General features: G+C 63.8%; 9 protein-coding genes. 7 read left to right on the forward strand and 2 right to left on the reverse strand.

Annotated features, from left to right (window positions below; translation table 11 throughout):
* Window positions 1–8: 8 nt before the first annotated feature.
* The 3 genes from FZP69_RS16600 to FZP69_RS16610 all read left to right on the forward strand — a co-directional run bounded on the left by FZP69_RS16600 (window position 9) and on the right by FZP69_RS16610 (window position 2,839).
* On the forward strand, window positions 9–1,202 hold the full coding sequence (locus FZP69_RS16600; protein ID WP_152042497.1) for an MFS transporter: 1,194 nt from the start codon (window positions 9–11) through the stop codon (window positions 1,200–1,202).
* A gap of 68 nt (window positions 1,203–1,270) precedes the next feature.
* Window positions 1,271–1,801: an NUDIX domain-containing protein gene (locus FZP69_RS16605; protein WP_192918622.1), complete on the forward strand. Its 531-nt coding sequence runs from the start codon at window positions 1,271–1,273 to the stop codon at window positions 1,799–1,801.
* A 210-nt stretch (window positions 1,802–2,011) separates the two neighbouring features.
* Window positions 2,012–2,839, forward strand: a complete 828-nt coding sequence (locus FZP69_RS16610; RefSeq protein WP_152042499.1) for an HFX_2341 family transcriptional regulator domain-containing protein — start codon at window positions 2,012–2,014, stop codon at window positions 2,837–2,839.
* A 175-nt stretch (window positions 2,840–3,014) separates the two neighbouring features.
* Here the strand turns inward: FZP69_RS16610 and FZP69_RS16615 are convergent, their stop codons facing one another.
* Window positions 3,015–5,120, reverse strand: a complete 2,106-nt coding sequence (locus FZP69_RS16615) for a PKD domain-containing protein (protein WP_192918623.1) — start codon at window positions 5,118–5,120, stop codon at window positions 3,015–3,017.
* 281 nt (window positions 5,121–5,401) lie between these two features.
* Here FZP69_RS16615 and FZP69_RS16620 point away from each other — a divergent pair, with 281 nt between their 5' ends.
* The 4 genes from FZP69_RS16620 (at window position 5,402) to FZP69_RS16635 (ending at window position 13,625) form a co-directional block, all read left to right on the forward strand.
* Window positions 5,402–6,235 carry a hypothetical protein gene (locus FZP69_RS16620; protein WP_152042501.1) on the forward strand — a complete coding sequence of 278 codons (834 nt, stop codon included), beginning with the start codon at window positions 5,402–5,404 and terminating at the stop codon, window positions 6,233–6,235.
* Window positions 6,236–6,877: 642 nt separating this feature from the next.
* Window positions 6,878–7,189, forward strand: coding sequence for a DUF433 domain-containing protein (locus FZP69_RS23435; RefSeq protein WP_394350170.1), 312 nt, complete (start codon window positions 6,878–6,880; stop codon window positions 7,187–7,189).
* A gap of 153 nt (window positions 7,190–7,342) precedes the next feature.
* Window positions 7,343–11,245, forward strand: a complete 3,903-nt coding sequence (locus FZP69_RS16630) for a hypothetical protein (protein ID WP_152042503.1) — start codon at window positions 7,343–7,345, stop codon at window positions 11,243–11,245.
* 172 nt (window positions 11,246–11,417) lie between these two features.
* Entirely contained in the window at window positions 11,418–13,625 is a 2,208-nt protein-coding gene (locus FZP69_RS16635) for an AAA family ATPase (protein ID WP_152042504.1), read from the forward strand.
* 7 nt (window positions 13,626–13,632) lie between these two features.
* On the opposite strand, the gene FZP69_RS16640 is transcribed toward FZP69_RS16635, so the two are convergent.
* Window positions 13,633–14,538 carry an NAD(P)-dependent oxidoreductase gene (locus FZP69_RS16640; RefSeq protein WP_152042505.1) on the reverse strand — a complete coding sequence of 302 codons (906 nt, stop codon included), beginning with the start codon at window positions 14,536–14,538 and terminating at the stop codon, window positions 13,633–13,635.
* Between the last annotated feature and the right edge of the window lie 16 nt (window positions 14,539–14,554).

Here is a 14,554-nt window from a genome sequence, read left to right on the forward strand (position 1 = left end):
GACGATGCATGGAGACGGTCACCGGCGACGAGTCCAGGCAGGAGGTCGACAGCCGTCGCTGGTGGACGCTGGCGGTCTTCGCGTTCATCGCGCTCGAAGGGGCCACGCTCCAGCTCCAGGGGGCGATCATCCCCGTGCTCCGCGAGCAGTTCGGCACGCCGGAGTGGCAGCTGGGACTGGTCGCACCCGCCGGAACGATCGGATTCCTCCTCTTCGTGGCCGTCGTCGGCGTGGTCGCCGGCCGACTCGACACGCGACGGCTCCTGCTGGTCGGCATCGTCGGGACCGGCCTCGGCGTCTTCGTCATGGGGCTCGTTCCCTCGTTCGGGTTCTTCCTGGCCGCGCTGGTCGTCCGGGGAGCGTTCGCCGGCATCGGCCGCGGGAGCGACCGCCCCCTGTTGAGCCACCTCTACCCCCACCGACGCGGTCGGCTGTTCGGCTACTACGACATGATGTGGGCCGTCGGGGCGACGCTCGGTCCGCTCGGTGTCGCCGCCGCGCTCCACCTCGGGGACTGGCGGCTCGCGTACTACGCGCTCGGCGTGTCGTTCGTCCCGGTCGCCGCGCTCGTCTGGTACCTTCCGAGCCCGTCCGTCGAGGGGGGTGACGACCCACTGACGCTTTCGGAGGTGCGCCGCGTCGGGCGGAGCCCGCCAGTGCAGGTGATGGCCGCCGGCATCCTCTTCGCCACCGGAATCGAGGGAGGGCTGTTCACCTGGCTGACGACGTACGTCGAGGGACGGGTCGCGCCGTCGCTGGTGCCGCTGTCGTTGAGCGTGCTGCTGGGTGCGTACGTCCCCGGCCGGTTCGTCGCCGGCTCGCTCTCCGAGCGGTTCGGCTACGTCCCGCTGGCGTTCGGTCTCGGGGCGCTCTGCACGGCTGCGGGCGCGTACACCTTCCTCTTCGCCTCGGGACGTTCGCTCCTGATCGGCGTGTTCGGGATCGGGCTCACGCTGTCGGGGCTGTACCCGACGCTGCTCGCGTACGCGACGGGGGCCGCACCGGAACACAGCGCACCGATCAACGCGCTCGCGCTGGTCCTCTCCTCGTGTGGCATCGCCGGCGTCCCCGCCGTGATGGGCTTCGTCATCGACGACGCCGGGGTCGCTCCGGCGATGCGACTCCTGTTCGTCCCGCTCTGTGGGCTGCTCCTCGTCACCGCCGTGGCCTGGGTTCGCGTGGGCCGGTCCGCTGACGCGTGACGGCGATGCCGAGGGGACCGCGACAGCCGTGTGTACCCGTTTTTGTCGGTCGGGGCGAAACGTCCGGTATGAACGCGAACGGGGCCACCTACTGCCCCACGTGTGGAGCCGAACTCGTCGCGCGCCGGATCGAGGGCCGCGACCGGCGCTACTGTCCCGCGTGCGAGCGGCCGTGGTACCGAAACCCCAAGCCCTGCGCCGGCACGCTCGTCGTCGACGGATCGTCCGTCCTCCTGGTCCAGCGGACGCAGCCGCCGGCGGTCGGCTCCTGGAGCGTACCCGCGGGGTATCTCGAACACGACGAACCACCCCACGAAGCGGCCGCGCGCGAACTCGAAGAGGAGACTGGGCTGGTGGTCGATCCCGCGGCGATCGACCTCTTCGACACCGCGTTCGTCGGCCACGACGACGGGACGCACGTGCTCGTGATCCTCTACGCCGTGGGCCGTGCAGCGACCGAGGGAACACCACAGGCCGGGTCGGACGCCGACGGCGCGTCGTTCTGGGCGTCCGACGCGCTCACCGCCGAGGCACCGCTCGAACCGGGCTACCGGGAGTTGCTCCAGCGCGTGATCGAACGATACGGAGACGCTGGCTGAGGCCGGAACGCGGGCTCGCGGCGCTCAGCCTGGTGTCGTTCTGTTGTTCGGTCGCCGTCGTCGAGCTGCGACACGAGAGTGCGCGAGCGTCTACCGACGGGAGAGACGTGAACGGATTCGTGGGAAGCCGTCGGTGAACGCACGAGCAGGTTCTCAGTGCTGAGATTTTTCGAGGCAGATTTAGATACCGGATAGTGGAAAATTCGCCTCATGGAGAAAGTACGAGAGGTCCACATCGTCCCCGTCTGGCGCGAGTACGACCGGGTCGTCGAACCGATCCGCGAGTACCGACCGGACCGGGTGTACCTCCTCGCACACGATGACCAGCCCGCCAACAGCGGCGAGTACTGTCACGACCTCCGCGACGAACTCTGTGAGCTCGTCCCGCGGGTCGACCTCGTCGAACTGGACCTGTTCGACATGTACGACGTGATGGGGGCAGTGACGACCCTCGCCGACACGCACGCGGGCGAACGTGTCCGGGTCAACGTGACCGGTGGTACGAAGCGGGCGGCCATCGGCGCGTCGATGGCGTGTATGGACCGCGGAACGAACGCCGAACCGTACGTCGTCGAGCCGGGAGAGCGACCTGCAGGCATCGACGATCCGCTCACGTCCGGCTACGACAGTGCGAGCCTGATGACGATGTACTCGATCCACTCGCCGTCGCGCGACCAGGTGATCGCGATGGCGGTCATCGACGCGTACAACACGAACACGCGGAAGACGAAACTCCGGACGGTCATCGACAAGGGTCGCCAGTGGGGGATCGCGGGTCTCGACCCGGAGGCCGACCGCGACAAGGGCGACTACGCGAAGCTCAGATCGCGTATCACCGAAGACCTCGAAGAACGTGGCTACATCGAGATCGTCGAACGGTCGACCCGGTGCAAGCACGTTCGACTCACCGGTTCGGGATATCAGACCCTCCGGTCGTTCAGGCATCGGGCCGAGAACGTCATCCAGACGCTGGAAGACCGGAGTGGGACTGACCTTACACTCGACAACCCGGTCGAAGAGAGTCGCCGACTCGAATAGACTCCGAGAGGCAGCGAACAGCTGCTCGTTGCGACGGTTGTCGACCTCTATCGGGCCGTCAGTCTCCGCACACCGTCCAGGTCCGTTCGTCTTCGTCTGTCTCCCCGATACACACACAGCACGGGTGAATGCCGAACGCGAACCCGACCATCACTCTCGAACGCGAACCCGACCATCACCCCCGAGCGACGAGGCCGGCGGCGAGAAGACACGTGAGGAGAACGACGACCAGGTCTCCGGCGGTGAACCCCGGGAGGGTAGTCGTGGACGAGCCCGGATTCGATCGATCGACGTCCTCGTGCACCGTGACGGAGATCGGGGTCACCGCGAGAGTTCGGCGGTCGTCCGACGAACCGGAGTCGTCGAAGTAGTACACCGCCGTCCCGCCGAGCTCGTGCTCGCCGGGTTCGGTGAACTGGATCCGGACGGTGATCTGCTCTCTCTGCCCGGGCTCAACTGTGATGAACGTCGTTTCACCAGCGCCGGTCACAGATGCCCCGTCGACGGACGCGATCGACGCGCCCGTGTCGGGGAGGTCGAGCGCCATCTTCACGTCCATCGGGGTGTCGCGGACGAAGTTGCTCGCACGAAGCGTCACGACCGCGGTCTCGCCCTCGGAGATGGTCGTCTTGGCCGACGTCAGCTCGAACCCGGCGCTCTGCTGGACAGTGACGACGGCGGTCTGTGTGGTCGCGACACCGTTCGCCGCGACGACGCGGGCACCGAGGGTGTGTCTGCCCGTGTCGTTGTAGGCGTGGACGGCCATCCTTCCCTCGCCGTCGTCGTACTCGCCGTCACCGTCGAAGTCCCACTCGACCGTCTCGACCGGCGTCGACGCCGACGCGTAGAACGTCGTGTCGAGGTCGTCTCGCGGGGTCTGCGGCTCCCACGAGAGGTTCACCGTCGCTGGCTGCTTGGCGACGAGCGTCTCGGTGACGCTGTGGGTGTTCCCCGTCACGTCGGTGACGGTCAGGGTGACGTCGTACTCTCCCTGCGCTGGGACCGACGTGCTGACGGTCTCGCCGTGAGCGACGGTTCCATCCGGAAGCGTCCAGGTGTAGTTCGTCAGTTCCCCGTCGGGGTCGACCGACTCGGCAGCGGAGAGCGTGACGGTCCGACCGGTAGGGACGGCCTCGCCGGCGTAATCGATGCTCGCCGTCGGTCGCTGGCTCACGCCGACCGTCTCCGTGCGCTCGCGCGTGACGTCGCCGTTGTCGGTCACGACGAGGCGGACGTCGTAGCGTCCTGCCTCCTCGAATTCGTGCGTGTAGGTAGCGTCGTCGCCGTCGGCGTAACTGTCGGTGCCGACGTACCAGTCGTAGTCGACGATCCGCCCGTCGGGATCCTCGCTCGCGCTGGCGTCGAACGTCACGTCGAGACCGTTTGATGAACTCCGCACGTCGAACCGTGGCACGGGTGGCGCGTTGGTGACGTTCACTTGCCTGGTCATCTCGGCCGTCTCGTCGCCGTTGTCGGTCACGACGAGACGGACCTGATAGACGCCGGCAGTGTCGAATTCGTGACTGAACGACACGTCGTCGCCATCAGCGTAGCTTCCGCTCCCGACGTACCAGTCGTAGTCGACGATCTCCCCGTCGGCGTCGTCACTCGCGCTGGCGTCGAACGTGACCGTCTCGTCGGGGCTCGGAGTCTCCGGACTGTACTCGAAGGTCGCGGACGGAGCCGCATTCTCGACCGTAATCGTCTTTGTGATACGGTCGGTCTCCTCACCGTTGTCTTCGACTTCGAGCGTAACCTGGTAAGTTCCGGCCGTCTCGAACGAGGTCTCGAAGTGCTCGCCGTCACCGTCCGAGTAACTTCCGCTCCCGACGTACCAGTCGTAGTCGACGATTCGACCATCTGTGTCGGCCGAATCGGCAGCGGTGAACCGAATTGTCTCGTCAGGCGTGGGGTTCGACGGCGTGTAGCTCAGTCGCGCCTCGGGAGCAGCGTTTTTGACGGGCACAGTCCGTTCGTAGTGGTCGACGCTCCCGTTGTCGTCCTCGACAGTGAGGCCGATGGTGTACGCTCCGGCCGTCTCGAACGCGTGTGTGAACGTCTCGCCATCACCATCGGGATAGCTTCCGCCACCCACATACCACTCGTAGTCGACGATCCGTCCGTCGGCGTCACTGCTCGCGCTGGCATCGAAGGTGACCGTGTCGTCGGGGTTCGGCGTCGACGGACTGTACTCGAAGGTGGCGGTCGGAGATTCGTTCGCCACCACGGGACTCGGCAGCGCCGCGGCGAGGACGAGCAGCGCGAAGACGACTGTCGCCACGCGTGTCCAGGCACGGGCGCGAACGAGACGATTCAGGAGCTCGGCAGCGTGTCCAGTTCGAGACACCGTCGACGGTTCTTTGGCGGACCTGGTGGGCATACACGTGATTCAACAGCGTCTCTCACCGAGGGTTCTCGCTCAGTACCACGCCGACGGTGCGTTCAGTCCGGACAGTAAGCCCGTGCGGTGACTGTCGTCACTCTCCTGAGGTGGGAGACGGTCGGACGGGTACGTGAGATGTCGCTAATGCTCGATCAACCCTCGTTCGAACTGCAGCACCCATGACGACCACAAACACGATGGCGACGCTGCTGACGGCCGTCGTCCTGGTCGGTGCGATTGTCGCACCGGTCGCAGCGACGACCGCACAGGCAGCCAGCCAGACGACCACGACCGCCGACAAGACTGCGCCGCTCACGGGAGCGGCTGGAACGGCAGACGCGAACGCGACGTCGACGCCAGCTCCGACGACGACGGAGACAGTGACCGAGTCGAGCACTGAAACGACGTCCGCTCAGACGGACACAGCAACCGAGACGTCGACGCCGGAGCCGGCGTCCGAGACGACGGCCACGACGTGTGACGTCAGCGCGGACGAGACCCTGCTCTCGCAGAACCGCCTGTACGCGCCCGAGACCACCATCGAGACGGACTCGCCGGGGCAGATCGCCGGCGGCTTCCAGGCGGCACCCCACGTCGACTGTCCCATCGTCGTGCGTATCACGATGTCCGTCCCCTCGGGGATGGAGGTCACCGGCTCGTCTGACGTGCTCTCCGGTGGCGCCGGCATGGTGTCGGGGAGCTTCGTCGTCGACGACGCGACCGGCATCGAGGACATCCGCGCGACCGTCTACGGGACGTCGACCGGCGACCACACCGTGACGGCGGACATCGAGTACTGGCCGCAGGGCCACGAGGAGCTCGCGCAGAGCCTCGACGGCCTGCGCTTCACCTTCCAGGTGGAGTCGCCCTCCGAGGACATGCCGACAGAGAGCGACTCCCCGAGCGAGGAGGGTGAGACGACCAGCGCGCTCGGTGACGTGCCCTTCAGCTGGGCCGTCACGGGTGGGCTGATGGCACTGCTGTTCGTCGCCATCAGCCTGCGGCGGCCGTAGGACGGATTCTTTTTCGGCTCGGTGTGACCCAGCTCGAGTTCTGCCAACGTTGCCCCCGATTCTCCACTTTGAGGACCGACGCTAAACGGTTACATACACGAGTGGCAGAGTTCCTCGACAGAACGAATCTGTGCCGGGAGAGGGAACGGAGAAACATCAATGAACCACGACGGAATCGCGGGACTGGTATCCGACTGCATCGACTCCGAGCGGATCGTCTCGACCCGGCCGAAGAACGGCGGGTTCGTCCGCGTGACGAACTTCCCCTGGAAAAGCCCACCGTGGTTTCCTGAGCACGACCACCACGACGAGGAATGGCTCGAGATTCCCTATGGAGCGTTTCACGAGGTGTCTCTCTGGGATCACAGGACGTCGGTTCGCACCGCCTACGGGGCGTCGCGAGGGGCACACCGAGCGTGTGAATTCACGTGCGAGGTGGCCGCCGAACACGACCTCCCGATCTGGGATACGATCAGGCGACACCGCCCTGATGTCGTCGTCGGTCCGCGACGGGACGACCCAGCAGACGCGAGTGGTGACGAAGTCGGAAACGCGGTCGAGATCGAGCCCGACGTATTTTGTACGCTTGAGGGCGACAACAGTCGCCTCGTCGTCGAGCGCAACTCGCCACGGAGTCCAGAGATGCGGTGGCTCACGTTGCACGTGCCGACCCAGGTCGCCGCGACCGGAGAGACTCGAGACGACGCGCTTGATGAACTCGACGCGCGCGTCGAGCGGTTCACCAGCCGTCCACACAACGACGGGGTCACCACGGCAGAAGATATTCTCGGAGGCGCTCCGCGTCTCGATCACACCCGAATCGGGGTCGAACAGGTTCGCGAGTCGGCGGACGCAGGGCGTTCGCTCCCCGAGATTGCGGCCAGCTTCGAGCAAGAGCTGTCGATTCCCGAGGTCGAACAGGCCCTGGACTGGGCCGATGAAAACCGGTCCTAAGTCGGCTCACTGGGGCTCAGGTATGAATTAACAGAGTCGAGACGGGAGTGTGGGCCGAAGAGGGGCGCACGAGTTCGACTGATTCTGGAGTATTATCTCGTTAGAGAACCAGAGGCGCCGATATATATACGAAGTTTTCCTGATTTCCGATAGATGACGTCGCCGGTCGAGAGTCCACTGCAACCGGACGATACCGGTCGTCGGAAACTGGTCCCCTGTGAGTTCTATCTTGATCCCGAAGAACACGAATATATCTCGTTCGACGGCGATTACGAGCGGTTGCTGGAACCCTTTCCGGAACGTGTCGGCGACGATCGTAAGGTGTGGCGGTGCCGCCGACTGACGACGCCGAGCGACGACGGTCCGGCATTGTGTCCGTTTCACCAGGATCCTGAGGAGCGTGACTGTGACGACGAGATGCTCTCGCAGTTGTTTCTGGTGTTGGTACGCGACGAACGTTCGGAGTCGGAGCTGGTCACCGAGTACGTCGACACGTATGTCGACGGCAGTTTGTTTGAGAACGCTGAGGACTTTCTTCAAATTGAACCACGGCGTGATGAGGCGTCAGTTGAGGCTCGGCACGGTGATGCCGTTGCGCGGCGACGGAAGATGTTCTGTGGGGCGCAGTTCGGGAGATTCAATCTTACATATGAAGTGTTTGACGCCCCAGACCGGTACCCAATTGACCTCCAGGGAGGGAGTGCGATCGAGATAGACTGGTCAAACGCAGTTGTCGGGTCAAAAATTCGAGCGAACGAGATTTGCGTAACCTCTCATTGCAAAGATACATCAAAGTTGGATCTCTCAGGAGTCAGCATTGGTGGAGCGATCCTGCTTGACGGGGCGGATGTTGACGGAAGAGTAGCAATTAAAGAGGCAGATGTGAACGGGAGGGTCGCACTCAGGGAGGCAGATGTGAGTGGATGGGTCGTGCTCGACAGTGCGGATATAGACGGGCCCGTCTCGCTCGAAAATGTGGATGTGAAAGAGTACATCTGGCTCAATTTTGCGGATATAGCCGGGTCGGTATCTCTTTCCAATTCGAATGTTTACGAAGATGTCCGGTTTGAAACTACATATGTTGGAGGTCCAATCAAATTCAACAATGCAGAAGTGTATGGGGATATTCGACTTGACAGTGCTGATGTGAATGGGGGAATCTCGTTTTGGAATACAGATGTGTATGGAAACCTTCGTCTTGACAGTGCGAATGTGGTCATGTCGATCATGTTGGACAATGCGGATGTGTATGGGACTATCCGGCTCAACGGTGCGGATGTGGGGGGAAGCATTTCGCTCTGTAGTGTGGATGTGAACGGAGACCTTTTGCTAAAAAGTGTGGATGTGACCGGAAAAATCTCATTCCACAAGACCGTTGTAACAGGGTTAGTCTCTCTCGCCAATGCAGACATCGATAAAGATCTCTCCATCGGAAGCACGTCGCGTTTTTATCGGGGTTTCTGTCTGCAAGAGACTGAAGTAGGAGATACCGTCCAGTTTTCACCAGACCTCGTTCGGAACTCAATCGACTGTACCGAACTGACCGCAGTGACTGTCAACTTCGCTCCAAATAGATTACTCGGCGCAATAGAATTTAGTGGCGTTCAGGCTGACACATTTGATTTTAACCCACCAGAAGCCCCTCACCCTGTGATTCGTGCAGTCAATTTTCGTGCCTGCGAGATTAACGAATTCTATCTCCCTGAGAATGAGCAATCTTTTGTCTACGATTTCAACGACGGATCGATAGTGCGCCTCGATACTGCCGATAAACTTCCCCCTGAACGACAGTCGATGTACGACCTCTTCCGCTTCGTCGAAACGGATTTCACCGACCTCGACTTCAGCCGGCACCGCGACGACTTGTTTCGGAACGACTGGAATCTTCATGGCGTTGGTGAAAATCGTGAAGTCGACATTCATATCTCCCACCATTTTGACGATATTACAGATTATGTCCGGAATATAGTCTTCGAGTGGATGAAAAGCGGGGAATTGGCTCACGTGAAGCGTGTTGAGTATTCGACAGTCACTGCTGAGCCGACTCAGAGGCACGACGGTGCCTCCGCTGAGAGAGGCGCAACCAGTGAAATTTGCGGATGTACAACCGATACACGAGTATCTGTTGGAGTGGGCCCGAAGATAGGACCACGGGCCAGAGACGGTCAGGTAGATTCGAGGTACGACACAAATCCGGTCAACAGTTCCAGCCCGGACCCGTGTATACTCCCTCAGTCTCCAAAGCGGGATATATATCTGTCAGCCCTGTCGATGGCCGTAGATGCATCTGGATCCGTTCAAGCAAGGATTAAATCACGGGTCGACGCTCTCGATTCTCGGATGCTTGCTGCACTCAATAAGACTGATGGCGAAGTAGGAAACCGTCGTCTATCGATTTCAGACGAACAGGCCGCTCTGAGGAACGAACTCATCGATGTCCTGCTACGCTGGTCGCCGTCCAGACACCCTCAAAGCGGAACGGGGCAGGTCCCACAGTCAGTAGCAGACGAATTTAAAACGGAATTTGGTACGCCGTCGGTCGAACTTGCCAATGCTCTCATCGACGAGCTTGAACAGAGAGGACCTGACTTTGCCACGCTCGTCAGAGAGGTCCGGATACCGCTCAAAGAACTCTGGACTCTTATCCGAGAGCCATCGGGAGAAAAGCAGGATACCGGCACATCTCCGGTACCTGGTCCCGATGGAATCGAGACAGCACTAACCGCTGACGCGCTCCACTACTACTGCCACTATCGGAACGCAAATGATGGTAAGGAGTGGTATCCACCCGAACAGTGGGCACGGGCGACACTCAGAGAGATTGAGACCGAGGCCGCACACCGGTGGGTCGAACAGTGGATGAATCCCGACTGGGATGTCGATGACCACGAGGAACATCCGGCAGCAGAGCTGATCAGAGAGTGGGAGAAAGACATCGATACCTCCCCTACACGCGACCGAGACACTGAAGCCGACCGGATCATTCGCGAGTCAAAGACACTGTCAGCGCTCAAGCGAGTGTTCGGAGTTCGTTCGCCCATCGTGTCACAGCCGTACGAGGACCGTCCGCGGACGATCTCTCTGAGTCAGCTCGAATCGACGTACGTGAAAGCGAAGACCGCTGCCGCGGAGATGGGCGAGAACGAAGCCGCGTCGGCCTTCTTCCGACGGGAACAGCGTTACATCCAACAGCAGAACCGCAGACACTTCCGAACCGAGGTCGCCATCACTTGGGGTTGGTACATCACTGAGATTTACGAGCATATTGAGGAGACACGGCACGATCTCCAGACCCATCTGTCGACGGTATCTGAACGGTCTATGACGACGTGGGAAGCGGTCCGTGCCAGAGGCCACCGGGTGAGTTCGGAACTCTACGAGTGGGTTCCGTTCGTTGTTTCGCGTGACGCCGACTCCGATTCGACTGGAGACGCGGACGAACCGGAGAACGACGCGATATTGGTCGAAGCTGATCCAGAGTCGAACGTCGATGAGACTGCCGAGGACAGCGAAGAGGGGAACCCAGACCAATCGACGGACGGTAGTGACAAAGAGACCAGCGCAACTAAACCAGAGTCGGCGAACGGCACAACCCCGAAACCGGAGCCGTCATCGTCGGATGACGACAGAGAGAAACCAAACCTCGGACAACTCGGCCGGTACGGGTTCGAGTGCGTCGAGAACGCGACGCTCCGAATCCTGACCGGCTACGGGGAGTCTCCCGCGCGCGTCCTCGGCTGGTGGGTCGGCATCATCTTCCTGTGGACCGTCTTCTACTACGCCGTCTCGCTCGTCAAAATGGGTCCCGACGACCCGGGCGACATGTGGAATCTCCTCGTCGACCAGGGACTCGGGTTCGTCCTCCTGAGCATCGGGTCCTTCACGACAGTCATTCCCCCGAACCCACTGCTGCCGGTCGAGACGACGACGCCCCAGCAGTACGCATTCCTCCTCAACGACCCTGCCCTCACACTGCTGTCCGAAGTCGAGGGGCTCTTCGGCGTGTTGTTCATCTCGCTGTTCGTACTGACGCTGACGCGCTCGATCCAGCGATAGGTGGTTCTTCGACTCGTCGCCAAGGTCGGCCAATGCGTCGTTGTCCACCTTCACGAGCCGATAGTAACCGACGCTCCTGACTATCCGAACACTCCCGACGGTCTCGGCAGTACGTGAAAACTGCCCAACACCGGTCCGTCCCAACTCACGGTCGGGAACACTCCCGCGCATCATGAGCCTCACACTCGACGTCAAACCGCTCACGGACCGCCTCACCGGCTACGGCATCGTCGCGATGGCACCCGAGGCGATGGCCCGACTCGGCGTCACCGCCGGTGACTTCGTCAGCTTCGACCACGGCGAGGAGCAGGCGACTGCAGCTGCACAGCCCGCGATGGGCGTCGACGAGACGGATTTCGTCGCCGCCGACCGCCTCCTCAGAGACTCGTTAGGAGTCTCGCTCGGCGACTCGGTGACGGTGACGGCGCTGAGCGTTGACGCCGCCCACGAGGTCGTGGTCAGCCTCGTCGACACGCCGGTCGAGGCGGTCGACGTCTCGAACCTCCGGACGCGGCTGAGCCACCGCATCGTCTGTCCCACGGCCACGCTCACGGTCCCGCTCGACGGACACGGCGGACGCGAGGTGACCGTCCGGTTCGAGTCGGTCACGCCGTCGCGGACCGTCGGGACGAGGGGGTATACGACCATCGTCGTCGAGGGTGCGCCGGACGCGAACGGGTCGACGCGGCCCAAGGCAGGCAAACGCCGCACTCGGTCGAGACAGCCCACATACGACGACGTCGGCGGGGTGGACGACGCGCTCCAGGCGGTGCGCGAGATCGTCGGACTCCCGCTCACCGCCCCCGCCGTCTTCGAGCGGTTCGGGATCGACGCCCCCGCGGGCGTCCTGCTCCACGGGCCGCCCGGCACGGGCAAGACGCTCATCGCGCGGGCGGTCGCCAGCGAAGCTGACGTCCACTTCGAGTCGATCGGCGCCGGCGAGGTGTTCAGCAAGTGGTTCGGCGAGAGCGAGTCGAACCTCCGCGAGGCGTTCACCCGGGCACGCCGGAAGGCACCGGCGGTCGTCTACATCGACGAGATCGACGCCATCGCCGCCGACCGCGGGGAGAACGACGGTCCCGAGACGCGCGTCGTGAACGAACTGCTCACGCAGATGGACGGTCTCGACGACCGCGAGGACGTGGTCGTGCTCGCGTCGACGAACCGGCTCGACGACCTCGACCCCGCAGTCCGCCGTCCCGGCCGGTTCGACCGTGAGGTCGAGGTCGGCCAGCCCGACGAGGCCGGACGACGGGAGATTCTCCGGATCCACACGCGGGACGTTCCCCTGGCCGAGGGAGTCGACGTCGCGGCGTACGCCGCCGAAACCCACGGATACACGGGTGCCGACCTGGAACGGCTGGTGCAGGAGGCCGTGCTGGCGGCCATCCGGCGCGTGCGCGGGCTCACCGACGAAGACGGGGTCACGACGCGGGAGCTCGTCGACACGAGAGTTCTCCGCGACGCGACGGTCCACGAGGAGGACCTGCGGGCAGCCCTCGAACGCGTCGACGCGTCCGGGCTCCGGTCGTACCGGGTCCAGGCGCCGGACGTGTCCTGGGACGACGTGGGGGGGCTCGACGACGCGATCAGACGCCTGCGGGAGGTCGTCGAGTGGCCGCGCGACCATCCGGAGCTGTTCGACGCCGTGCGTCTCGACCCGGCGACTGGAATCCTCCTCCACGGACCACCGGGGACGGGCAAGACGCTCCTCGCGAGAGCGCTCGCGACGGAGACGGACGCGTCGTTCCTCTCGGTCGAGGGCCCGGAGCTGCTGACGGGCGACGCCGGCGGTACGGAGGCCGCGATCCGCGACCTGTTCGAGACGGCCCGTGCACACGCACCGAGCGTGGTCTACCTCGACGAGGTGGACGCGCTGACGGCGGCTCGCGACGATCTCAGAACCGGGATGGGCCAGGCGAGCATCGTGGGTCAGTTGCTCGCCGAACTCGACGGCGTGCGGGAGAACGCCGACGTCACCGTCGTCGCCGCGACGAACCGTCCCGAGCGGATCGACACGGCGATCCTCCGCGCGGGTCGGTTCGACGAGGTACTCGAGGTCGGGCTACCGGATCTGGGCGCACGCCGCGAGGTACTGGATATCCACACCGCAGACAGGCCGCTCGATCCAGCCGTCGACGTCGAGGCGCTGGCGAGAGAGACGGACGGCTACTCGGCGGCGGCACTGGCGGCGCTCTGTCGACGAGCGAGTCGGATCGCGGTTCGGCGAGTCCTCTCCGGAGAGGGTTCGAGCGAGACCGTTCGGCTCACCCGTGCCGACTTCGAGGAGGCACTCCGGACGGTCGCCGAACAGCGGTCGGGACTCGACGGTGGTGTCGGTGACGGGGTGAGACAGCCGGGCGTGTCGGGCTTCGCGTGACCGGAGCTCACTCCGCTTCGTCGATCCGCGCCTCCGCGCCGGCCATGTCCTCGATGATCTGGATGACGCCCGAGTGGTCGTCCAGCCCGCGGCCGGTCTGCTCCATCGCCTTGTACATCTCGTGGACGGCCGCCGTCGCCGGCATCGGCGTGCCGAACTCCTCGCCCGCGCTCATGGCGATGCGGAGGTCCTTGTAGTGGTACGACGAGAAGAAGCCCGGCTCGAAGTTGCCGCGGATCACGCGCGGGGCGCGGGCGTCGAGCGACCAGCACGCCGCAGCCCCGCCGCTGATCGCGTCGAGCACCTTCTCGAGGTCGGCCCCACCCTGGTGGGCGAGCAAAAGCGCCTCGGCGACAGCCTGGTGCTGGGCACCGACGATGATCTGGTTCGCGGCCTTCGTGATCTGGCCGGCACCGCTGTCGCCACACCGGGTGATCGTCGTGCCCATCGCCCCGAACAGGCCGTGGACCGCGTCGAACGTCTCCTGGTCGCCGCCGACCATGATCGAGAGCGTCCCCTCGATCGCGCCTTCCTCGCCACCGCTGATGGGGGCGTCGAGCATCGTCGCGCCCGCGTCCGCGACCTTCCCGGCGAGCGTCTCCGTCGGGCCGGGGGCGATCGTCGACATGTCGACGTACACCTGCCCCTCCGAGAGGGCCTCAAGCACGCCGTCGTCGCCGAGGACGACCGACTCGACGGCGTCGGTGTCGGGCAACACCGTGATCACGACGTCGACCTGTTCCGTGACCTCGGCGGGCGACGACGCCGCGGTCGCTCCCTGCTCTACCAGGCCCTCGACGGGTTCGGGCGACCGGTTGTGCGCGACGACGTCGTACCCTGCGTCCATCACGTTCTCCGCCATCGGCTTGCCCATGATGCCGACTCCAACGAAGCCGACTGTGTTGATCTCCATCGTCTCTGGGCTTGCG

Origin of the sequence: Salinigranum salinum (genome assembly GCF_009176545.1) — an archaeon.
Lineage (GTDB): Archaea > Halobacteriota > Halobacteria > Halobacteriales > Haloferacaceae > Salinigranum > Salinigranum salinum.